21 protein-coding genes are annotated in these 24318 nt (G+C 38.9%); 13 read left to right on the top strand and 8 right to left on the bottom strand.

The window, feature by feature from the left end; genetic code table 11:
- The first annotated feature begins 255 nt into the window (after window positions 1-255).
- Together LBQ60_18730 and LBQ60_18725 are read left to right on the top strand one after the other, a co-directional pair.
- On the top strand, window positions 256-1875 hold the full coding sequence (locus LBQ60_18730) for a GHKL domain-containing protein (GenBank protein MDR2039962.1): 1620 nt from the start codon (window positions 256-258) through the stop codon (window positions 1873-1875).
- Window positions 1865-2845 (top strand): response regulator, encoded by a 981-nt coding sequence (locus LBQ60_18725; GenBank protein ID MDR2039961.1) that lies wholly within the window; start codon window positions 1865-1867, stop codon window positions 2843-2845. The genes LBQ60_18730 and LBQ60_18725 overlap by 11 nt, the downstream gene beginning before the upstream one ends.
- A 339-nt stretch (window positions 2846-3184) precedes the next feature.
- Here the strand turns inward: LBQ60_18725 and LBQ60_18720 are convergent, their stop codons facing one another.
- The 5 genes from LBQ60_18720 to LBQ60_18700 form a co-directional block, all read right to left on the bottom strand.
- Complete coding sequence (locus LBQ60_18720) at window positions 3185-3547, bottom strand: MmcQ/YjbR family DNA-binding protein (protein ID MDR2039960.1); 363 nt, start codon at window positions 3545-3547, stop codon at window positions 3185-3187.
- A 3-nt stretch (window positions 3548-3550) separates the two neighbouring features.
- Complete coding sequence (locus tag LBQ60_18715) at window positions 3551-3709, bottom strand: hypothetical protein (GenBank protein ID MDR2039959.1); 159 nt, start codon at window positions 3707-3709, stop codon at window positions 3551-3553.
- Window positions 3710-3834: 125 nt separating this feature from the next.
- Window positions 3835-5424, bottom strand: coding sequence for a glycoside hydrolase 43 family protein (locus LBQ60_18710; GenBank protein ID MDR2039958.1), 1590 nt, complete (start codon window positions 5422-5424; stop codon window positions 3835-3837).
- Entirely contained in the window at window positions 5421-7127 is a 1707-nt protein-coding gene (locus LBQ60_18705; GenBank protein MDR2039957.1) for a glycoside hydrolase family 43 protein, read from the bottom strand. Before LBQ60_18705 ends, LBQ60_18710 begins: the two co-directional genes overlap by 4 nt.
- A 162-nt stretch (window positions 7128-7289) precedes the next feature.
- A complete protein-coding gene (locus tag LBQ60_18700; GenBank protein ID MDR2039956.1) occupies window positions 7290-8099 on the bottom strand; it encodes a hypothetical protein in 810 nt (269 codons plus the stop codon).
- Window positions 8100-8955: 856 nt separating this feature from the next.
- Between LBQ60_18700 and LBQ60_18695 the strand changes: the two genes are divergently transcribed.
- The 10 genes from LBQ60_18695 to menA all read left to right on the top strand — a co-directional run bounded on the left by LBQ60_18695 (window position 8956) and on the right by menA (window position 21029).
- A complete protein-coding gene (locus LBQ60_18695) occupies window positions 8956-9687 on the top strand; it encodes an NUDIX hydrolase (GenBank protein MDR2039955.1) in 732 nt (243 codons plus the stop codon).
- Window positions 9688-9698: 11 nt separating this feature from the next.
- Complete coding sequence (locus LBQ60_18690; protein ID MDR2039954.1) at window positions 9699-11186, top strand: carbohydrate kinase; 1488 nt, start codon at window positions 9699-9701, stop codon at window positions 11184-11186.
- A gap of 122 nt (window positions 11187-11308) precedes the next feature.
- On the top strand, window positions 11309-12679 hold the full coding sequence (locus LBQ60_18685) for a Gfo/Idh/MocA family oxidoreductase (protein MDR2039953.1): 1371 nt from the start codon (window positions 11309-11311) through the stop codon (window positions 12677-12679).
- Between the two features lie 24 nt (window positions 12680-12703).
- Window positions 12704-13993, top strand: a complete 1290-nt coding sequence (locus LBQ60_18680) for a Gfo/Idh/MocA family oxidoreductase (protein ID MDR2039952.1) — start codon at window positions 12704-12706, stop codon at window positions 13991-13993.
- A 57-nt stretch (window positions 13994-14050) separates the two neighbouring features.
- On the top strand, window positions 14051-15379 hold the full coding sequence (xylA, locus tag LBQ60_18675; GenBank protein MDR2039951.1) for a xylose isomerase: 1329 nt from the start codon (window positions 14051-14053) through the stop codon (window positions 15377-15379).
- A gap of 53 nt (window positions 15380-15432) precedes the next feature.
- Window positions 15433-16815: a D-xylose transporter XylE gene (xylE, locus tag LBQ60_18670; protein MDR2039950.1), complete on the top strand. Its 1383-nt coding sequence runs from the start codon at window positions 15433-15435 to the stop codon at window positions 16813-16815.
- 431 nt (window positions 16816-17246) lie between these two features.
- Complete coding sequence (locus tag LBQ60_18665; GenBank protein MDR2039949.1) at window positions 17247-18152, top strand: metallophosphoesterase; 906 nt, start codon at window positions 17247-17249, stop codon at window positions 18150-18152.
- A gap of 129 nt (window positions 18153-18281) precedes the next feature.
- Window positions 18282-19163: an MBL fold metallo-hydrolase gene (locus LBQ60_18660; GenBank protein ID MDR2039948.1), complete on the top strand. Its 882-nt coding sequence runs from the start codon at window positions 18282-18284 to the stop codon at window positions 19161-19163.
- A gap of 110 nt (window positions 19164-19273) precedes the next feature.
- Window positions 19274-20137, top strand: coding sequence for a bile acid:sodium symporter family protein (locus tag LBQ60_18655; GenBank protein MDR2039947.1), 864 nt, complete (start codon window positions 19274-19276; stop codon window positions 20135-20137).
- Window positions 20130-21029: a 1,4-dihydroxy-2-naphthoate octaprenyltransferase gene (gene menA, locus LBQ60_18650; protein MDR2039946.1), complete on the top strand. Its 900-nt coding sequence runs from the start codon at window positions 20130-20132 to the stop codon at window positions 21027-21029. Before LBQ60_18655 ends, menA begins: the two co-directional genes overlap by 8 nt.
- Here the strand turns inward: menA and ubiE are convergent.
- The gene (gene ubiE, locus LBQ60_18645) at window positions 21022-21711 is read right to left on the bottom strand and encodes a bifunctional demethylmenaquinone methyltransferase/2-methoxy-6-polyprenyl-1,4-benzoquinol methylase UbiE (protein MDR2039945.1); all 690 of its coding nucleotides are present in this window, start codon (window positions 21709-21711) and stop codon (window positions 21022-21024) included. The two genes, menA and ubiE, sit on opposite strands and share 8 nt — an antisense overlap.
- Before the next feature lie 270 nt (window positions 21712-21981).
- Here ubiE and LBQ60_18640 point away from each other — a divergent pair, with 270 nt between their 5' ends.
- Window positions 21982-22389, top strand: a complete 408-nt coding sequence (locus tag LBQ60_18640; GenBank protein ID MDR2039944.1) for a hypothetical protein — start codon at window positions 21982-21984, stop codon at window positions 22387-22389.
- Window positions 22390-22466: 77 nt separating this feature from the next.
- Here LBQ60_18640 and LBQ60_18635 read toward each other — a convergent pair whose 3' ends face one another.
- Together LBQ60_18635 and LBQ60_18630 are read right to left on the bottom strand one after the other, a co-directional pair.
- The gene (locus tag LBQ60_18635; protein ID MDR2039943.1) at window positions 22467-23486 is read right to left on the bottom strand and encodes a hypothetical protein; all 1020 of its coding nucleotides are present in this window, start codon (window positions 23484-23486) and stop codon (window positions 22467-22469) included.
- A 19-nt stretch (window positions 23487-23505) separates the two neighbouring features.
- Entirely contained in the window at window positions 23506-24306 is an 801-nt protein-coding gene (locus LBQ60_18630) for a DUF2807 domain-containing protein (GenBank protein MDR2039942.1), read from the bottom strand.
- Window positions 24307-24318 lie beyond the last annotated feature (12 nt).

Here is a 24318-nt window from a genome sequence, read left to right as displayed (position 1 = left end):
ACATGATATTACGCCAAAATTAATAACCAAAAGGTGAATGAGGATATGAAATTGTTGTCGTCCCGTATTAAAAACAAGTATGAGTTACTAAAGGATGATATGCCAGAGTCTTGTCATAATTAATAATAAATTAAAAGGGGTCAACGACATGAACTTATATGTGTTTTTTGTCTAACAGCCAAATTCTTTAGTATCTTTGTAAAAATGTGTCTTTCTGTAAATAGACTGCTGATAATATAAAATTTTAAATAAGGTATGGAAGTTCTTAATTGGGTATTTTTTATTTCTGCATCTTTGGGATGCATCTTTTCTATAATTGGATGTTTGGTAAATGTTAGTGATGACGATGATGGACAAGGTTTGGGGCTTAATATCTTTACTTTTTTGAGTGTAGGGTTGATTTTCTATTCAACAGCAAATTTATTCAATGAAAAAATTGTTTTGATAATATTTTGGATCCTTCTAGGAATTACATTAGCACTTTCTTTATATGTGACCTACAAATGTTTCACTCGAGATGATAAAGAATGGTCTAATATATCTGTTAGTATCCTTTTAAATGCTATTCTAGGATTTTGTATTTATACTTCGTTTAATATTAATACAAATCACACAGTGGTGGGTTCTGAGATCGTATTCAATGGATATAAATCGGTTCTCCCTATTTTTGATATCATACTTGTCTTTTGGATCCCATTATTTATATTATTGTTTTTCTATTGGAAGTTTAAGAATAGAAAAGAAAAACAGATCATTGTCGAGTCTAAAGTACATCATGATAATATGATGGAAGAAATACTTGAAAGGTTATATTTTATGTTTCGAGAATATTATTCTTATAGAAAGAATAATGATTCATGGTATATGTTTATGGATGAAGCCGAGTCTTTATTGCAATTTTCAAAAATAGATGATGAATTGAAATATCGGATAATTAAAAATATTCGCAAGTTAGAAAATCGTAAAATAAATAGTAAAAATATATCAAGAGAAACTTTCCGAGATATATTATTATATGGTTACAATAATGATAGTAATGATATTTATACATCTAGAATTGATAATTCTGAATATTTGATGGAGAATATAACAGAACGAATTCAAAGTATCATAAAACAAGAGCTTAGAGTCTCAAACAAGGGGAATACCGCTGATTTAAAGGACGTTATAGATGGATTGAGTAAGATTAGAGATTCATTAGATAACCATCAACCCCAGAGTTATTCACATCAACAAAATTTTATCAGAGAAATTTTTCATTGCTTAATGACCCCTATTTCTCAAATGGATGCTGCTTTAATGAATGTTGAAGCATCCATTTTGATTAAAGAGCCTATAGTTGAGCGGAATCTTAAATCAATAAAAGCAGGAATAGAGTTGTCAAAATCTTTTTTGGTTGCTTACAGACAGTTGGCGTTTTTCGCATATAACAATCAAGATGAAGATCGTATAAATATTGTGGATGGTATAAACTCAGCAGAATTATTATATCAAGAAGTTAACAAAAAAGAAGTTGAGTATGAGCATATAAATATACCAAAAACTATTGATGGGTATAGTAGTAATTTTATTCTTGCGATTCTTTTACCATTAATTGAAAACGCTATTTGTGCAGCAAAAGATAAAAGCGTTTTAAAGATACAGTTTATTGAGGACAGTAATGAGTGGCTATTAAAAATCACAAATTCTACTGCCATTTCAATTAATAAAGAAAATTTATATAAAGTAGGCTATTCATCTAAAGCAGGTCATACAGGAACTGGACTTTCAATTGTAAGAAATTTGATTGCAAATATTGAAAACTCTTCTGTGAACTTTGATGTGATTGAAGGTTTAGTAATAACAACTTTAATAATTCCCAAAAATGATAAATAATATTGAGATTCTAATAATAGACGATCATATTGAAACAGCTAAAGCATATGCTGATTTGATAGAAATAAAATGCCAATTATCATCAAAAGCAGTTTCAAATATTGAGGAAGCAATAAGTTATGTTACTAAATGCCCTATTAAAGTGATAGTAATTGATCAAGTAATGCCTATACCGGGAACTGATATGTTTGAGAGGTTGAAGAAACTAAATCCATATTTGAAAGCCATTATGGTCAGCGGTGAAGCCACATTTCAAGATTCGATCAAGGCTCAAAAACTAGGTTATATGGATTTTTTACACAAAAAAGATATAAAAGAGTTGCCGGAACGTATTTTTACATTATATACAGAATATGAAGCAGGATTAACTCAAAACAAAACAATCCCTGTAGATAAAATCATTTTTTCAAAGAAAGATTATACTTTATTTAAAGTTATAAAAACAGAATATATTCTTATTGATTACAAAGTGATTAATGAAAATTTTGTTTTTGAAAGTTCTTGGAAAACAAAAGAAAAAATAAATAAAGGAGAAAGTAAAACTACAACTATTGAGCTTCAAACAATTGAAAAATCTATCATATCAGAAGAAGCTTATTCTAAGTCAAAAACTAAATTTGGAACTAATGATAAACTTCTCAGTGGAATTAACATAGTGTTGGAAGACTCTTTATCGACTTCCTATAAAATAGAAATAGAAAAAGAGAAGAAAGAATCTCACTCGCAGTCGATAATATTAGAATTGGATGGAGAAGAAATTGATGGAAAGCCTGTTATCTCAAAAAACTATGAAGTTGCACAAGTTTATATGCAATTATTATTACATATAAAAAAAATATGTAATTCTTGTGGTGATTTTAAGACTTTTCCTATGATTATTTACAAGCCAATCAATAAAATAGCATTTAGACAAATTAATTACACGGAATGTAAATCTCAAAAAGTAGATACTGGCTTTTTGTCTTGGTAAAGCATCAATAAATATTTATTGTTATTTTTGTTATCATTATACAAATTTAGAACAAATGCATCAAGTTTATTTCTGAAAACTTCAACATTTCCGATTCCTTATACAAAATCTTTCCCTTAATCTGAATAAAAGGATTTTTTCGTAACCCGCCAATCCTGTAAAGTACGGGACGAGATATGAAGTATTCGGCAAACATCACGGTTTGATAGGAATTTTTCGCCATTCAGGCGTGGATTCCGATTTCTGAAGGCTTGTTGTATAGTGTCCAGTGCTTTTGGTTATTTATTGTGGGTAAAAGAAAATAATGCTCTAAAAATAGCTTTTCGGACAGTCCGTTTTTCACTGATTCAGGTATTCATCCTGCTTACGCTTGGATAGTTTTTTTATCACCTCATCTACCGAATGTTGGATTAATTCTTTGATCAGATCATCCGGTACATCGCTTTCCAAAGTAACCAGGTTCCATGATGGGGTTTTAAAATCAGTTTCAGTTATTCCCCAAAACCTTTCCCGTAGTTCCATCGACTTTTCAGGATCACACTTGAGATTCACTCTGAATACGCCGTCTTTAGGTTCCAATGTAATATAAGCAAACATTTTATCCATTACCTTAAGGGCTAAGATATTATCTGCCCGGAAGGGAAGCGATTCTGTACTGCCCTTTATGGATAAACAATATTCCCTGAATTCTTCAATATTCATACTTTATTTCATAAAGTCGAACGCTCCTTTGCAGAGATTGATACCGTATTCCATCCATGCTTTCAGGCAGGCAAGGAAATTCGCCCATCCTTCGGTTATATTTTGCAATTCCTGTATCGGTCGGACGGGTAATTTGATTGATCCTAATCCTTCCCAAATCATGTATCATTATCAGATTTAAGTAATATAAAACAATTAATGTCATATTTTCTGAACGTAATCCATTTGATCAATGTGACTTAAGAAAACAATAAATAGCACTGAGTGCTTAAATAACTACCGAAATATTATTTAACCGATATTTTACTATCTACCTTGAAATAATCGAAATCAACATATCCACCCATCTTTTTTGTCGCATAATTGAACAGAGCAAAGCGGTATCCCATAAAATGAGGCATACTATAAGCCATTTTTAAAGGCTTCCCGATCGATCTCCAATTCTTCCCATCAAGGCTGTAATAGAAATACCCGATGTCTGCCATTTCTTTAAAATCGGCTTCCACCTTAAGGTAAATTGTTTTCCCTTGAAAAGGTATAGATGCTACTTCATTGTAATTTTCGTTTTCCTTATCGGCTTCCTGCGAATTTCCTGCAAAGATATACTTTTTCCCATTTATCATTTTCACACCAACCAGTCCGTATTTCCTTTGAAAGAGGCTTAACCCGGCTAAATCCCCATCTTTCATTTTGCTGACATCCATAGCTACTATTCCTGAACATTCGGGACCAAAAGTCCTTTGGGTCAATGTGTTTTTAGCATTCAAGAAACTTTCGTCTATTCTGAATGTGGTAAGCCGAAGGAATCCCGGGCGTTTTTTTACAGACCAATAGTCATTATTAGGATGATGATTCCATTGCCACACCAGTGGCAAATCAGGTTCTCCCGTTTTTCGTGCGAAATCGTCAGAAGCGATGATAGCTGGTATTGCAGGCTGTTTCGCATTAATATCCAAATATTCAGGAACGATGCCGTTATCTCCAAATGCAGGCCAGTCATCTACCCATTTCATTGGTACAAGATATGGTATACGTCCCACTGAGCCGTAATCCCTAAAGAAATAACCATACCATTTGCCATCTGGCGTATCGATGAAACCTCCCTGGGCAACACCTTTATCTTCAAGAACCACTTTACCTTCGTAAGGCCCCATAATATGATCGGCACGGTAGAGCAGTACTGTACGCATGCCCCCTTTCGGCCAGGTTATAAGAAAAATAAAATATTTCCCGTTTACTTTAAACATTTGAGCTCCTTCAGCCGGAAGGCCCCGCTCTTTTCCGGTAACTGCATCAGCATTCTCAACGACTATTGTATTTTCATAGTCTTTGATTCCGCTTAAATCGCTTTTCATTTCACGGATTCCAATATTACCTCCACAACTGACAATATAAATTCTTCCATCATCATCGAAAAAAAGTGAATGGTCATGCACCATAGGCCTGAATGATCGTACTTCCCATGGTGTTTTGTCCGGGTCCTTTGTTGAAAAAATATAATTCATCCCACTGTTATTGGAAAACGTAGAGACATAAAACTTTCCGTTGTGATAACGCAAACTGCTTGCCCATGTACCTCCGGCATAGGCATTTTTACTGTTTTCTAACTCATATGCATCTAATGTTCCAAGAGTTTCGTATGTATAACTTGCCATCTCCCAATCCACTAAATTCTTCGACTTCATAAAGGGAGTACCGGGATTCATATGCATTGTTGTACTGCTCATATAATAGGTATCACCTACCCTTATCATCGACATATCGGGAACATCTGCCCATATAATAGGATTATGGGCCTTTTGGGCATACATATTTATTGCTAAGGCACTTATAGTAAATAATATGCTTGCTGTTTTTATGGATTTTTTTGTTTTCATAGCTCAATATCATTTGACGAAGTTGTATGTAGACCTATCAGATTACCGGTGAATCCTCCTGCAACATTCGTTGAAAGAATGTCTCCTGATACTGTCCCTAAGTTTTTAAAATCCGGGTTATTGATAGAATAATTGAATTTGTAATCGTCACCATTTGCTTCAACCTGTAGTTGTATCGGCTTATTCGTATCTATCTTTTGTTTTGCCAATATTATAGATTTACCATTTTCAGTTCTTTGTAAAACTAAATAATAATCCTTATCCTTTTTCGTTACCCCAAACAAATAATTGAAGCTTTCTTTTTGATAACATACAATGCCTGCTAAATCTTTTTCCGACACAGGTGTATAGTCCATGGTCACTGTGGCGGAGAATATATTGTGCTGTTGGCGGAAAAAAAGTGTCGATGTGGGTTTTATCTCTTTTATATTCGTATCAAACGGTTTTATTTTCAACCCGTTTTTCGTTAAGTCGACAAAGTCTTCGCGAGGACCTCTTATACCAATCCATCTGTAATCTAACTGTTTATTGTTGAAATTGTCGGTATATGTGAAATTTCCATTTGGAATAAATCCCTCTTTACCATTTTTATTTTCTATTCCTTTAGGCATTATCAACTTGGGAGATATCGGAATAAGTCCATTTTCGAATACAGGAAATTCTCCGCTCCAGTCCACAGGCAAAATAAAAGTCTCTCTACCCGTATTCACCCTGTCTTTTTCATTTGGCCGGATGGCTAAAAATACTCCATAGTACTTGCCGTCAGGTCCTTCAATAAGATCAGCATGCCCCGCCCAATCCACTTTATTCTTCCTGTTTGACGAAAAGTATCTTTGAGTAAGTATCGGGTTGTTTGGTGCGGGCATATAAGGTCCTTTGGGATTATCGCTTACAAATATTACCTCGCTGTGCCATCCCCCTGTACCGCCTTCGGCACACATCAGATAATAACGTTCGTTTTTCTTATAGATATGGGGAGCTTCGATCCATATAGGCTTTTGTGTTATATCCACACCTCCATTTACTATTATCTTATCAGTTCCCGCAATTACCTGGTCTTTATATAAATCATATTCCCAGATTTTGATCACCCTATGCCCGTTGTAAAGTTCCTTTCCTGTGTCGGGGGCGTCGTTGTGTACAACATAGGCCTTCCCATCATCATCGAAAAAAAACGCAGGATCTATTCCTCCAAAATTCAACTTGTACGGGTCGCTCCATCCTTTTGCGGGATCTTTTGTCTTTACGGCTATATTTCCGAATCCTCCTGCAAACTGGGTTGTAATCATATAAAAGGTGTCGTTATGAGGGTTGTAGCGTATATCGGGCGCATATACACCTGCGGACATACCCGCGTCATGCACTTTAAGTTGCGAACTGCGATTCAGGACATGCCCTATCTGCTTCCAGTTTACTAGATCATTGGAATGGAAAATAGGTACTCCGGGAAAAAAAGCGAATGATGAACATACCAGATAATAGTCATTCCCCTTGCGTGTGATAGCAGGATCGGGATAACAGCCCTGTAGTATCGGATTATAAAACTCATTTGGTTCTAAGGGATTTTCTTTATATACCTTATCATTACCCTGATAGATAAATCCGCTAAAAATCGGTCCGTTCCCGGATGTTTTATTACCTGCTGTAACATGAGTATCGAAAAATAAGGAAAAGAGAACAGTTAATGCCAGTACGGAAGACATTCGTCGCAAAGCTGAATAAGGTTTAATAATTTTCATGATGGATAGATTTTATTTTTTTAAGCACTCAGTGCTATTAGTCGTTTTCTTAAGTCGCATCGATCAGGTTGATTACGTTCAGAAAGTGTAACATTTACTGTTTTATATTACTTATATCCTGCCAGGTTATTGAAAGATTCTTCTGGCAAAATTATACAATCCGTTTTTCCACACAATAAAATCATGCCCGCCGTCTATCGTATAATAGATGTGTTCCACTCCGTTCTGTCTTAATGTCCTGCTATATTTCAAAGGCCAGTCTTCGACTACACCGTCACTATTCCCTTTCAGTATCATTATTATTGTATTTTTCCTGTATTTGTTTGGAAGGGTTAAGGTTTTCTCGGTGAACAGCCCGTCTTCTAAATTGTAAGGTAAAATACCTACTGCAGGTGTAAATGCTCCGATGTAAGCAAAATCCTCAATCATGTTGATGCCGACATGAAGGGCCGACCTTCCACCCATGGAAAGACCTGCAACTGCCCTGTTGTCCCGGTCGGAAAATACGGAATAGTTCTTTTCTATATAAGGAATAAGATCGACTCGCAAATCATTCAGAAAATTATCGAATTCACGAAAATGTTCCACCGAATAAAATTCGGGAGCAGTCGTCACATTTTTATGTCTTGCCCGTATATTAGGAATAACTATAACCATCTCTTTCGCTTTACCCTCTGCAACCAGATTATAGATGACTTCGTTTGGGTTTCCTCCCAGCCATTCCGATTCATTGCCTCCTATCCCATGAAGAAGAAAGAGTAACGGATACTTTTTACCTTTATTATAGTTGGGAGGTAAAATGATTTTCGCATTTCTATCATTCTCCGTCGTTGTCGAATAATAGTTTATATCTTGAATTTCGCCATATGATACGCCATTTTTTTTCGAATCAAAATTCGCAGGCGTCACGTATTCATTATCTACGAATTTCTTCATCTTAGAGCTCTTACAAGCCATAAGTAAACATGGTGTCAAAAGCAGAAGAAAAAATATTTTTTTCATATCTTTTAGAAGTTGTCTAAAAATAAGATTTCAATAAAGGGATTACGGTGACTATCAGTTGATTAATGGGCCTGTTTTCATATCTTTATGGTTGCCAATCATATAAATCATGAAAATTTTTACAGGCAATCAGTGGAACGCAATAGTAAACATAATTCCTGACAGACGCAAACGCAAACATAATTTGAGATTGATTTTCACTATCCTGATGTATCTGGCAAAGATCTGTTGTTAGTGGCGGATGTTGACCATATGTTATCCTTAATGGAATTTGGTCTATTATTACTTAAACAAATAGAAAAATAGATGGGACATTAGATTTGATAATGAACAATTTAAATAGCAGCCTTTCCAAAACATGTATTATCGACAGTCAATCTGTTAGATCCGCCAACAGGGCCAAAAGAAAGGTTATGAAGGCCATAAGAAGGTAAAAAGAAGAAAACGGCATATCATTGTAAATACAGATGGCCATTTGTTGTGGTGAAAGTAAATAATACCCTTATTGTATTTTTTAAGAGTGGTTTTTTTATTGAGTGACGTTTTAAGTGATTGACATATTTGTACTTTATACAATAAGCAGGCATATACTTATTGTATAAAGTACATCTTGTAATTAATTGTTAATTAATAAATTATGTTAAATAGTTGTGGGTTTTTTGAAAAAATAAATTAACTTGCCTGCGGTTTTTACGAGAAACGTCATAATTATATTAATATAACTATAATTTATTGGCCTGATTTAAAAAATATCTGATCATAGGTCTGATTTACATAAAGATAACAATTAATGGCTGTACACTATCATAAAGAACAATTCATGCGAACCTTCGTTTCCGTGGATTGTGTTATTTACGGGTTCGATGGGAATCAGTTGAATGTCTTGTTGGTACAACGTCAGGATCCTACAAAAAAGAATAATGGCTTGAAATTACCTGGAAGCCTGATCTTCCAGGGAGAAGATGCAGACCTGGCGGCACATCGTGTCTTACATGAGCTGACAGGTATCCGGAAAATGACTTTGAGGCAATATAAAAGTTTTACTTCTCCGAAGAGGGCCGCAGACCCCAATGATGTAAAATGGCTCGAATTTGAATATAAAAAACAGGTCGATCGCCTGATCACGATTTCTTACCTTTCATTATGTAAGATAAACCGGAGATTCAATGTTGTCTCAAAATACAAGACTGTTGAATGGTGTCCGGTAAATAGTTTGCCCGAAATGCCATTTGATCATAACCAGATCGTTGAAGAATCATTGAGGGAAATAACAAGATGGGTAGGTTATGACCAGGCTGTCTTTTTTGAATTGCTTCCTTCAAAATTTACCGCTTCCGAATTACAACGACTGTATGAAGCCATTCATCGGAAAAAGTATGATGTACGGAATTTCCGTAAGAAAATAGCAGGTATGGAATACCTCATTTCACTGGATGAGATGCAGGAAGGTGTGCCTCATCGCGCCGCACGTTTATATAAATTTGATAAAGCTTTGTATAAGAAAAAAATAGCCACTATTTAAAATAATTGATGATGTATTTATTAGGATATGATATAGGTAGTTCTTCGGTAAAAGCATGCCTGGTAGAAGCTGATACCGGACAGATCATAGCATCGGATTTTTTCCCGAAGACAGAGATGCCCATTTTTGCAGAAAAACCGGGATGGGCGGAACAGGACCCTGATTGGTGGTGGAGCAACCTGAAACTGGCCCATCTTTCGGTAATGAAACAATCGGGTGTATCGAACGAAGACATTAAAGCAATCGGTATTTCATGGCAGATGCATGGTCTGGTATTGGTAGATAAAGACCGGCAGGTCCTTCGTCCCGCCATTATATGGTGCGATAGTCGCGCTGTTCCGTATGGGGAAAAGGCCTTCGAGGCTATCGGAAAGGAAAGATGTTTGTCGCACTTATTGAATTCTCCAGGAAATTTTACTGCAGCAAAGCTGGCATGGGTGAAAGAGAACGAACCGCATATCTATGAAAAGATCGATAAGCTGATGCTTCCCGGAGACTATATCGGGATGAAGCTGACCGGTGATGCCGTGGTTACTGTTGAAGGACTGTCGGAAGGAATATTCTGGGATTTCAAAACCAATAGTATATCGGATGATGTGATGAATTATTTCGGGTTTGACAGGTCATTTATACCCCAGGTAAAACCTACTTTCGGTATTCAAGGGATTGTGTCGGCGGCGGCAGCGAAAGAATTGGGGTTAAAAGCCGGTATTCCTGTTGCTTACCGTGCAGGAGACCAGCCGAATAATGCACTTTCCCTGAATGTCTTTAACCCCGGGGAAATAGCATCCACAGCAGGAACATCGGGAGTCGTTTACGGTGTATTGGGAAATGTAAACTATGATCCGCTGTCGCGTGTCAACACTTTTGCCCATGTGAACCATACAGCAGAACAGACAAGGCTGGGTGTATTGTTGTGTATCAACGGTACCGGCATCCTTAATTCATGGGTGCGAAAAAATATCATGCCGGAAAATATCTCTTATGAAGATATGAATGTTCTGGCCGGAAAATCACCGGTCGGGGCCAGGGGGATCTCCATCATTCCTTTCGGAAACGGCGCCGAACGTATTCTTGAAAACAGGGAACCCGGATGTTCTGTCCATGGGATCAATTTTAATATTCATGATCAGCAGGATCTGGTAAGGGCAGCACAGGAGGGGATTGTATATTCTTTCCAGTACGGTATGGAGATTATGAAGGGTATGGGAATGGATATCAGGGTAATTCGTGCAGGGAACGCCAATATGTTCTTAAGTCCGTTATTCCGGCAGGCACTAGCCGATGTAAGTGGTGCAGTTATCGAATTATATGATACGGACGGTGCCGCGGGGGCTGCTAAAGGTGCAGGGATTGGTGCAGGGATATATTCAAATCCTGAAGAAGCGATGTCAAGCCTGAAAAAGATCCGGACCATTGATCCGGACGTATCACAGACAGGAGCATATGGGGAGGCATATTTGAGATGGAAAAATATCTTGCGTAAGTATATCCCATAAGTAATATAAAACAATTAATGCCATGTTTTATGAACATAATCCATTTGATCAATGCGACTTAAGAAAACAATAAATAGCACTGAGTGCTTATATGATTCATAATATTCCAAATCAATTATACCATGAAAAGAAAACAGTTCAACCGCAGCAGACGTGCATTTTTATCTAATGCTGCTGTGATAGGTGCCTCCGGTGCATTAGGAACAGGTGCTATCCTGGCTTCCTGTTCAGGAAGTCAGGAAAATAAATTGATACCGCTACGTCCGGCAAGTGAAGTGTATATTCCCGATCTTCCCGATAAAGCAATCGATGGGAAGCCTATAAAGGCAGCGCTTATCGGGTGCGGTTCAAGGGGAACCGGGGCAGCCTTTAATTTCCTTGATGCAGGTGATGGGCTTTCTATCGTAGCTCTTGCCGATATTTTTGCGGATAGGATGACCGGATGCCGGAACCGGTTGAAAGAAAAAAATAATGAGGTAGCAGACGATATGTGTTTCCTGGGGTTCGATGCTTATAAAAAGGCTTGCGAAGCGCCGGTGGATATGGTCATCATAGCTACTCCTTCCTTGTTTCACCCGGATCAGTTGAAATATGCCATCGATCAGGGAAAACATGTCTTCGTAGAGAAAGCTGCTGCTATTGATGCGGTAGGTTACCGGACATTTATGGTTGCCTTAAAGCAGGCGAAAGCAAAAGGGTTAAACATCGTTACCGGCACACAACGTCACCATAACAGGGCATATGTCGAATCGTACCGGAAAGTACAGGAAGGATATATCGGGCGCATTACTTCCGGTAATGTATACTGGAATCAGGGGCATATGAATTTTGCACGCCGTCGTCCGGAGTGGACCGATATGGAGTATATGTTCCGGGATTTTTTCAGCTGGAACTGGCTTTGCGGCGATCATATCATCGACCAGGGCGTCCATAATATAGATGTGTTCGTATGGTTTTCGCACCTGAAACCCAAGAGGGTCGTTTGTATGGGTTCGCGACTCCGCAGGACCACGGGAGATATTTATGATAATTTTAGTGCGGATATTGAATTCGAAGGCGGGGTTCATCTCCATGCCATGGCCCGTCAGATAGACAATTGCGCCAATTTTGTCGGGGAGATCATCCAGGGAACGAAAGGCTCATGGCACAGTTCGGATATGAGCATCCGCGATCTGGACGGAAATGTCATATGGCAATATGATAACGAAGCTGCGAAAGAGAAATACAAACAACACAATGACTATGTGCTGGAACATCTTAACCTGGTTAACCATATCAGAAGCGGTAAAGTGATCAACATTGCGGAAATTACGGCTATTTCGTCTATGACAGGTATTATGGCCCGCGAGTCGGCATATTCCGGCAAAGCGATCACATGGGATGAAATGACCAATTCGGATCTTAATCTGATGCCGGAACAATTGACTCTGGGAAATGTAGATATGAAAAAGTATGAAGCTATTCCTCTTCCCGGGACACCTGTAAAAGCTTAAATAAATCACTTAATTTTTTGGATCATGGAAAAGAAAAATAATATATCCAGGCGCAGGTTTCTGGGAACAGGCCTGGTTGCCGCAACCGCATTTACCATTATTCCCCGCCATGTATTGGGCGGAGCCGGTTTTACAGCCCCGAGCGATCAGATTACACTAGGGTTTATAGGTACGGGAAAGCAATCGAGGTACCTGATTACCGAGTTTGCCAAACGGGCAAGGGTAATTGCCGGCTGCGACGTCGAATCCCGTAAACTGGAGCGCTTCAAGGCTATTACGGAAGACCTGTATTCCAAAGCCGGTTCTTCAGCGAAAGGCTTTAAAACCTATAAGGATTTCAGGAAATTACTGGCCAATAAAGATATTGATGCGGTAGTTATCGCTACACCCGACCATTGGCACGCCATTAACGTAATTGAAGCAGCAAAAGCCGGGAAAGATGTTTTTTGTGAGAAGCCATATTCGCACAGTATCGAAGAAGGACGGTTAATGGTTGAGGCGATCAACAAATATAATCGTGTAAATCAGACAGGAAATATGCAACGGTCGTGGAAAAATTTCAGGAATGCCTGTCAGCTTGTAAGAAACGGTCATATCGGGGACGTCATAGAAGTGAAGGTGAGTTGCGGGCCACCTCCTAAAAAATATGATCTTCCCACTGAGCCCAAACCCGATCATATTGATTGGGAAATGTGGATAGGACCGGCTGAATATCATGGATTCAATGCTGAACTTTCACCGCCGCTTGAAAAGGATATCTACCCTAACTGGCGGGATTATAAGGAATACGGAAACGGTATGACTGCCGACTGGGGGGCGCATATGTACGATATAGCCCAGTGGGGTCTTGGAAAAGACGACAGTGGCCCGGTAGCTGTTTATCCTCCGGGGAAGGACCACAAATACCTGACCTTTGAATATGACAACGGGGTATTGATGACCCATGAAGACTTCGGACGCGGTTATGCGGTACGGTTCATCGGAACCAAAGGGATCATCGATATAAGCAGGGGATTCTTTGAAGCGTTGCCTGCAAAATTGATCAGCCATGATTTTGGAAGTGATCCTGTCAAACTTTATGAAAGTAATGATCATTACCAAAACTGGCTGGATTGTATCAAATCAAGGCAACAGCCTATCAGTACGGCAGAAATCGGGCATCGTACCGCAACAGTTTGTTTCCTGACCAATATATGTTATGAATTACAACGTCCCCTGAAATGGGATCCGGTAAAGGAAGAATTTGTGAATGACAGCGAGGCCAATAAGTTGCGTTCGGGTTATCTGCGTAAGCCATGGACCATGAAAATTTAAATGAAACTACAAAGACAAATATATTATCAGAAATTATAAATTAAAAAAAGAAATATTATGAGTATCACATTAGGCAACAAGGAATTTTTTCCGGGTATAGGAAAAATTAAATTTGAAGGGAAGGAAAACAAGAATCCCTTAGCTTTCCGTTGGTATGATGAAAACCAAAAGGTAATGGGTAAGAGTATGAAAGACTGGTTCCGCTTTTCCATGGCATACTGGCATACGTTGTGCGCCGAAGGAGGTGACCCGTTTGGTGGAGGAACCAAAACATTCCCATGGAATGCCGGAAATGATGCCATCAGTCGTGCTAAATACAAGATGGATGCAGCTTTTGAATTCATGACCAAAATCGGTATCCCGTTCTATTGTTTTCACGATGTGGATCTGATTGATGAAGGAAATTCTGTTATGGAATATGAAAGCAATCTTTCGAAAATAGTGGATTATGCCAGGGAAAAACAAGCAGCTTCGGGGATCAAACTGCTTTGGGGCACAGCAAATGTATTCGGTCATACCCGTTATATGAACGGAGCTGCCACCAATCCGAATTTCGAATCGGTAGCCTATGCCGGTGCACAGATCAAAAATGCCATTGATGCGACGATCGCATTAGGTGGAGCCAATTATGTATTCTGGGGTGGCCGTGAAGGATATATGACTTTGCTCAATACCAATATGAAGCGGGAAAAAGAACATCTGGCCATGATGTTATCCATAGCCCGCGATTATGCGCGTAAACAAGGATTTAAAGGTACTTTTCTGATCGAGCCTAAACCCATGGAACCGACCAAACATCAATATGATGCGGACACTGAAACGGTTATCGGCTTCCTTCGTCATTTCGGTCTGGATAAGGATTTCAAGATCAATATCGAAGTGAACCATGCCACATTGGCCGGCCATACTTTCGAGCATGAATTGCAGACAGCTGCCGATGCCGGTTTATTGGGATCTATTGATGCAAACCGTGGCGATTACCAGAATGGATGGGATACCGACCAGTTTCCGATCGATATCTATGAACTGGTCCAGGCAATGCTGGTAATTGTGGAAGCCGGAGGCTTAGGTACCGGAGGTACCAATTTCGATGCGAAGACCCGTCGTAATTCTACGGATCTGGAGGATATTTTCATCGCACATATTTCGGGAATGGATGTATTTGCAAGAGCTTTGCTGGTTGCTGCCGATGTACTTGAAAAGTCGGATTACAAGAAAATGCGTGCTGCCCGTTATGCATCCTTTGATAATGGAGATGGTAAAAAGTTTGAAGACGGCAAGCTGACACTTGAAGATTTGCGGGATATTGCTTCCAGGAACGGTGAACCTGCACAGATCAGCGGGAAACAGGAGTTATACGAATCCATTATTAATTTATATATTTAATATTCATAAGGGTCGGTATATCAGCTATTACCGACCCTTCTTACCTATTAATTATGAAGCAATACAATTCAGCTTATGTTTTCGGCATCACCTTGGTAGCTACCATTGGCGGATTACTTTTCGGATATGATACTGCTGTAATCTCCGGTGCGGAAAAATCCATTCAGGAATTCCTGATCAAACCTTTGGAATTAAGTACATTTATTCATGGTGCTACCGTGTCGAGTGCATTGATCGGCTGCATCATCGGTGGGGCATTATCCGGCTTCTTTTCTTCAAGACTGGGAAGAAAGAATTCACTCTCCATTGCAGCCCTGTTGTTTTTTCTTTCGGCGTTGGGATCGGCTTTTCCGGAAACTTTTTTCTTTACAAAAGGAGAGCCGTCCATATCATTGCTGATCACATTCAATATTTACCGTATAATAGGAGGAGTAGGAGTGGGGCTGGCTTCAGCTATCTGTCCTATGTATATCGGGGAAATTGCTCCGGCAGAGATCCGTGGACGTTTGGTCTCATTCAACCAGTTCGCGATCATCTTTGGTATGCTGGTGGTTTATTTTGTAAACTGGGGTATTGCCCGCGGACAATCCATAGAATGGGTCAACTCAACAGGTTGGCGTTATATGTTTGCTTCCGAAGCCATTCCTGCAGCATTATTCGGTATACTATTGTTTCTGGTGCCTGAAACACCGCGTTACCTTGCTTTGTCCAACAGATCCGAAAAGGCATTACAGGTATTGTCGAAGATCAACGGAAAAGAAAGAGCGGGGAAGATCATGGAAGAGATATCCGCTTCTGTAAAACAATCATCGGCCAGGCTATTCTCTTATGGAAAGAAGGTGATCGTTATTGGAATTTTACTTTCCGTATTTCAGCAATTTGTCGGCATAAATGTAGCCTTGTATTATGCACCCCGCATTTTCGAAAGTATGGGAGCGGCAAAAGATGCATCTATGTTACAGACCATCATCATGGGACTGGTCAATGTTATTTTTACAGTGATAGCCATCATAACTGTTGATAAGTGGGGGCGCAAGCCATTACTTATCACAGGATCGATAGGAATGGCGATAGGAATGTTTGCCATATCGGCCCTGGCCTTTAATGATGTTATCGGTATCAGTACATTGGTTTTCATTATTATATATACAGCCTCGTTTATGATGTCATGGGGGCCGATCTGCTGGGTACTGATCGCTGAAATATTCCCGAACAAAATTCGTGGACAAGCCGTGGCTATTGCTGTTGCAGCACAATGGTTTGCCAATTACCTCATTTCATCCACTTATCCGCCTATGATGGAATTCAGTGGAGGAATGACCTACGCTTTCTACGGATCCATGGCGGTACTTTCAGCATTATTTGTCTGGAAGATGATTCCCGAAACGAAAGGAAAGTCATTGGAAGAGATGGAAAAAGTATGGAAGAAAAATTGAAAATGGAGAATTGAGAATGGAGTCATTTTTAATGCCCCATTCTCAATTTTTGTGTTGGATGATGAATTGGGAGTTGGTCTTTAAGATATTTTATCTGGAAAATAGTAGGGATCATTGTCAGGTATGCTTTTTTTATTGATATGATTATGAAAAGAATAGTGGCGATTTGTAGTATTAAGTCTGTTATACGTAGGAAGGTAAGTAATATTAAACAATTAATGTTATATTTTCTGATCGTAATTCGCTTAATCAATGAGACTTAATAAAATAATAAATAGCACTGAATGCTTAATGCGACTGACATGGCGGTTTAATCCATGTATATTGTTCATAAATATTACGATTTTTATTTGTCTTAAATGGCATAAATTGAGGGAGAAAAATCTATTTTTGTCTGGATAAAAATACGAATACGATCATCAATTATGAATATGAATCGCAGATCTTTCATTAAAAAGTCATGTGGCGGGATGATCCTATTGGCCGGTTTAGATTTCTCCGGCAGTGTACCTGAAGAAAATACCCGTTTCGGCCTGCTTACGGATATTCATTTTGCCCGCAGGAAGGTGAACGGAACCCGTTATTTTGACCAATCCATCACTAAACTGACAGAAGCTATTCAGGTATATAACAGGGAACATATGGATTTCCTTATTGAACTGGGCGATCTGAAAGATCAGGGGATCGATCCGGTTAAAACGGAAACATTGTCATTCCTGGATGAAATAGAAAGCACCCTGAAGAAATATAAAGGACCTTTATATCATGTGCTTGGAAACCACGATATGGACAGCATTTCTAAAAAGGATTTTCTTCAGCATACCCGGAATCATGGTAAAGCCAGGAACAAAACATATTATTCTTTTATCCGGAATCATCTGAAATTTATTGTACTGGATGCCAACTATAATGAAGACGGATCAGATTATGATTCCGGAAAATTCAACTGGACCAAAGCTTTTATTCCTGCAGAACAAAAGGATTGGTTGCAAAAAGAATTATCAGGCCATACCTATCCGGTGATCATCTTTCTGCATCAGCTGTTGGATTCTTTTTCAGGGATCAATAAGAATGTGTGTGTAGGCAATGCTGGTGAGATAGTAGATATTCTTGAGCAGAGTAAAAAGGTCATTGCTGTATTTCAGGGACATCATCATGCAGGACACCACAGTTTCCGTAATGGTATTCATTACTATACGATGAAAGGTATGATAGAAGGTAGTTTGCCGGATAACAACAGTTTCGCCATTGTGGAGGTAGATAAAGGGTTGAATATTCATATCCGGGGTTTTTATAATTGTAAGGACCAGAAGATGGATTATGCTAACAATAAATAGAATAAAAATAAACTTATTATGAAATGTCCATGAACATAGCGGTATACACACCGTAATGAACAAAATTGGACATTTAGTTTCACTGAGCCCTTCGGGGTTCATCTAACCATTAATAATAATTTTATACAGATGAAAAACTTATGGATCTTTTTAGTTGTATTTTCTTCGATAGGAGGGAGTATTTTTGCTCAAAATACCTATAAATACAAGGTTGGAGATATGGAAGTGATCTTACTATCGGAAAATCAGTCTGAAGGTAAGCCCGGTATTTTGATCGGGGCTACGCCGGAAATGATTCGGAAAACATTGCCTGATGGGAATTTTTCCAATGCAGTGAATGCTTTTTTAGTAAAGATGCCGGGAAAAAATGTGTTGATCGATGCAGGATTTGGCAACAAATTGTTTGATAACCTCGAGGCTTTCAATGTTACTGCGGAACAGATAGACATCGTACTGCTCACACATATGCATGGCGATCATATTGGGGGTATGATGAAAGACAAGCAGATCAACTTCCCGAATGCAGACATTTACATTGCCCAACAGGAATATGATTACTGGATGAGCGATGACGCCATGAATCGATTACCGGAAAACCGTCGGGGAGGTTTCCATGCTCCACGCAAGGTGATCGCGGCATATAAGGATAAGATACATCTGTTCCCTGCTCCGGATTTGAAAGACGCATCCAAAGAGATACTTCCGGGTATCCGGGGAATCGCGGCATTTGGGCATACACCGGGACATACGATGTTCCTCTTGGAGTCGGGAAAGAAAAAAATGTTGGTGTGGGGAGATCTGACACATGCTATGGCTATACAAATGCCTTATCCGCAGGTAGCGGTCACTTATGATGTGGACCCTGAAACAGCAGTTACCAGCAGGAAGGAAGTTTTGGAATATGTAACCAAAAATAAAATTCCTATTGCAGGAATGCATATCGCTTTTCCCGGCATGGGAGAAGTGAGAAAGGAAAAATCAGGAGGTTACAGGTTTATACCTATGAAATAACAGGGATTTAAATAAATATATAGGCTAAACTATTTGCTGTTGATTCTTTTCTGGATGGAAAGAACCTGACAAAGTTTTATATTTGCAGTTCTTTTTTACAGAAAAACCTAATGAATGCTATTTTCATTGTTCTTCCGATTCTTACGGTATTGATGTTCCAGTTAGGTCTGGAACTTCGGCTGAACGATTTCCGGCAGCTTATTAAACGTCCTAAACCGTTAATAGCGGGGTTGACCGGACAGATGCTGTTATTGCCTGCTTTAGGGTTTTTATGGGCCTGGGTTTTTCAGTTAGACGAATTGTTTTTTATCGGTTTGATACTGATCACCTGTTCACCTGGAGGAAGTTCGTCCAACATATTCTCATTACTGGCAAAAGGTGACGTAGCGCTCTCTGTCGGCTTAACTACCATCAGTAGTATCCTGACTCTTTTTACGATTCCTTTTATTATGTCTTTTACAGTAGGATTATTCGGAGGAGGTGATGGTACAATCAATCTACCGGTCGGTGCACTGATTATTCAGAATGTTTTGTTGATGCTTGTACCTATTTTGTTGGGCCAGCTCTTTAAATTCAGATATCCGGAACAAGCCGGGAAACTAAAAAGAATTTTGGGAAAAATAGCCTTTCCAGCGTTGATACTCTTGGTGTCGATCTTTTTCATTCAACATTATGCCACCATTTTCCGTTATATCGGAAAGCTGGGGTTATGCATTCTCCTGCTCATTATCACTGCTCTTCTGGGAGGATACTTGTTGTCAATGTTATTAAAGCTGCGTGAGAAAAAGAAAAGAACGATTGTTATCGAAGTAGGCATGCAAAATGCAGCCCAGGCAATTGCTGTCGCTTCCGGGCCTTTTATATTCAATAACGATGTAATGGCTATTCCGGCTATTATTTATGCGCTTCTGATGAATGTCATCCTGTTGGTTTATATAAAGATAAAAGGAAAAAAAGATGTGATTGATGAGTAAATTAAAATATTATATTAAAAGTTTCCGGTTAAGGACTTTACCGCTCTCTGTTTCAGGTATTCTGACTGGTATTTTCCTGGCTTCTGCTTCAGGTAATTTCAATATATGGATCTTTGTAACAGCCATTACAACAACTCTTTGTTTACAAATATTGTCCAATGTGTCCAATGAATACGGGGATAGTATGAATGGGGTGGATAATGATTCCCGCATCGGTCCGGTAAGGGCACTGCAGCCTGGGGGATTGACGCTGAAAAACCTGAAACAGATGATCATATTATTCATAATATTGTCTCTGGTATCCGGTATCTGTTTGATCATATCGTCCTTTGGTACATTGTTTTGTGTTGGAGGATGGACCATGCTGGCACTTGGTATTTTGGCCATCATCGCCGCCGTCAAATATACGGTTGGAAAGAATAACTACGGGTATAAAGGGTTGGGTGATATCGCTGTTTTTATCTTTTTTGGTTGGGTAAGTACAGCCGGAGTCTATTATTTGGCGACCCATACATTGGTATTGAGTGTATTTCTGCCTGCCTCAGCGATAGGCATGTTAAGTATGGGGGTACTAAATGTGAATAATATCCGGGACAGGGAAAATGATAAAGAATACGGGAAGAACACATTGGTTGTAAAAATGGGTGAACATAAAGCCAAAATCTATCACCTTTTTCTCATATCAGGAGCCTGGTGTCTTCTGTTTTTGTATTCATTACTACACAATAAGGGTGTTACCAGTTGGATTTATTTACTGGTACTACCTATGTTTGTGTTTCATTTGATTGCTGTGTATCGTTCATCCGGACGTAAGCTGGATGTACAACTACGTAATCTGTCTCTGATGACCCTGCTATTAACCGTCCTTTTCGGAATATCCCTGATTATTTAAAACCGGTATATATCCTGGCAATACCGAATGTAAGGCTTTTCATAGATGTGTTGTTATAACCGCACCTGTGCATGATCTGAAGAAAATCTTTTCCCTGTGGAAAATGTGCTACCGAATCGGGTAAATATTGATATGCCTGCTTGTTTTTTGATACGGTGCCCCCTATTACCGGAAGGATATGTTTGAAATAGAAAGCGTATAACTGTTTCATAGGAAAAGTAGAAGGTGTCGAAAATTCAAGGATGACAACTTTTCCCTCCTTTTTTAGTACCCGGTTCATTTCTTTAAGTCCTGTTTCCAGATGTTCGAAATTACGGACGCCGAAAGCGACAGTTACCGCATCAAATATGTTATCATCGAAGCTTATATTTTCACTATCTCCTTTTTGTAAATGTATTTTTTCCTGCCAGCCTGATTTTATTATTTTTTCTTTTCCGATTTCCAGCATCTTTTCAGAAATGTCAATGCCATATACTTCAGATATTCCCCTTTTTACAGCTGCGATAGCCAGATCACCTGTGCCGCAGGCAACATCAAGAACCTTTTTAGTATGTTTATCAAGTTGTTTTATCGCTTTTTTCCGCCATGTCTTATCGATATTAAACGAAAGCAGGTGGTTTAATTTATCATAATTGGGGGCTATATCGTCGAATAAGTCCCTGACATCTTCCTTATCAGCCATATTGTTTATGTAATTAACTTTAAGGATACAAAGTTAATTTATATTTTTGTTACGGATCAGCTGTGTTTGGATTTATATCCCTGATCAGGAAGGATGTGACCGGAAAGGCTCATTCATTCGAATTATACCTGTAATTATTTGGTAAGTAGCGGGGTTAAAAGGGTTGCTTTTTGGGATGTCACCTAAAGTAAGTTGCTGTTATAGCAAATGATATGTATGTGCCACAGCAGATGTGGAAAAATATTCGTAAAAAATAAATGTTGGTAAGAAATGAAGAAAATTGAGATAGCTTTAGGATGTATATTTGTTTTGGCCAGGATATTTCAGATTTGTAGTATTCCTGGTTATGCTCTTTTACAGTTAGCAGTGATAACAGGATTATTCATCATATACATACTATACCCATTATTGAAGGTAAAACGTACAGGATGGGCAACAGCACTTGCAGCTATAGGTATAGGAATGGCTATAACCACTTACATAATAGGTGTGGTATTTATAGCATTGCATTACGGAGTGAGCGGATGGAATATCTTTTTTGGAGGATTAGTATTCATGTTACTTGCCTTGGCTCTTTTATGGCGTAAACGTAATAAAATACCCAATTTTACAAAGGAAAATCTTATTCGTATCGGGATTGTTTTTGGGATAGGATTATTGTCCGTAATGTTGCCTTAATAGTGTAGGTTAGTTGTATAGTAATTTGATATAATTCAAAGACATCCGGCAAGGCCGGATGTCTTTTCTACCTAAATTTATTTAAATGATAAAGAGACTCTCTGCGAAGTGCTGACATTGATGCTTGGTCCACCGTCGAGGACGGTTCCTTCAAGGCTTTTTGTTTCCATACTGCCGTTGAAATTCCTAAGATTATTCGTTTCAATTTTTGATCCTCTTATTTTTAACTGATACCCTGTACCCGAAGGAAGAGAAACTTCTATTCTTCCACTGTTTGATAGTTGTACATATTCGCTGACCAACGACATTTCTACCGTCATACTCCCTCCTGATGTACGGGCATCCAGATTGCCGGATATACTTTTCAGGTTCATGCTTCCGCCGGATGTCCCGGCTTTTAAAGTCCCGGTAATATCATTTGCCGTAACGCTTCCTCCGCTGGTAGCCGCATTGATTTTTCCATTAAGGTTTTTTAAGTTGAGACTGCCTCCTGAGGTATTCAGGGATATATCACCTGTACAATCGGTAGCTGTAATGCTTCCTCCACTGGTCGAGAGATCAATTTTATCACTTGATCCTGAAACCTGGATGCTTCCTCCTGATGTTCTTCCTGATGTAGTACCCGACAGATTCTTGATATTCAAAGAGCCTCCGCTGGTTCTGAAATTTTGAGTTCCTGATAAATCGCTGATCCGGATACTTCCTCCACTGGTGCTTAATTCACAATTTGTATTTCCGGGAACCTTGATTCTAAACGAAATACTCAATGAAGAGCCAAATGACGGGCCTTTTCTTTTGGCGATAACATATAATTTTCCGTTTTTTACCTCCAGTTCCAAAGTGTGATTTTTTTCAAATTCGTCCTTTATTTTCTCTTCCGACCAGTTACTATGGGTGACAAATACATCAACGACAGCTTCGCCGGAAGCATTACCATCTACGGTGATACTTCCCCCTGCTGTGGATGCTTCTACATTTTTAATACTTGAGGCCGGAAAGGTACGGGTCAGGTATGGGTCTTTCTGTTCAATATCCGATGTAGCGGAGACATTTGCACTCAACAGGATACTTATCAGAACAATATATATTCTTTTCATGATGGATTGATTTAATGGATTAGTTTATTTTTTTTATCTTGGAAGAATTACCGGTATTGAATTCGGTGATAGAAGGCGAACCTTTATAATTGATTTTGGAAAACCCGGATGAATTGACTTTCAGTGAATTGGAGCTGTAAATCGTAGCCTTGCTTACGCCGGAAGCTTCCACCACCATTGATTTAACCATAAAATCCGGTGCATCGACATTAGATGTTCCTGAAATATCAATCTCTACATTATCGGCAGATCCGGTCAATTCCGTATTACTTGCTCCACTGATATGGAAAGTACTTTTGGGAGTATTCAATTGTATTTTCAGTTTTGATGCTCCGGAGATATCTATATTGGCTTGTTCGCTCGCTTTCGTATTTAAGTTGATATTACTGGCGCCACTTGCATTGATTTCCAATTGCTTGGTATTTATCTGTAAATTCAATCCTGAGGCGCCACTGAGATCAGCATTAAAGCGATCAGGGGCAAATCGGTCATTGGATGATATTTTACATGCACCCGACAGGTTCACTGCATCCAGGTTTTTCATGACAATATAAGCTCTCGGTGCTTTTATATTCTTGATATCATTATCAGCAATGTATAAATGCAATACATTACCTCTTACTTCACTGACGATATAGGGCATAATTTTTTCATCAGCTTCTATACTCAATGTTGTCCGGTTCCCTTTTGTAATGGAAATATCGAAAGCACCGGATGCTTCAATACCGGTAAAGTCCGATACTGTGCGTATTTCTTTCTGCTGGCCGGATACTGTGCAAAGGATATAGATGCTCAATAATAATAGGCATATCTTTTTCATGGTAATAAAAAT

It is taken from the genome of Bacteroidales bacterium (assembly GCA_031275285.1).
In the GTDB taxonomy this organism is placed as follows: domain Bacteria; phylum Bacteroidota; class Bacteroidia; order Bacteroidales; family UBA4181; genus JAIRLS01.
This window is presented reverse-complemented; position numbering and strand designations above follow the sequence as displayed.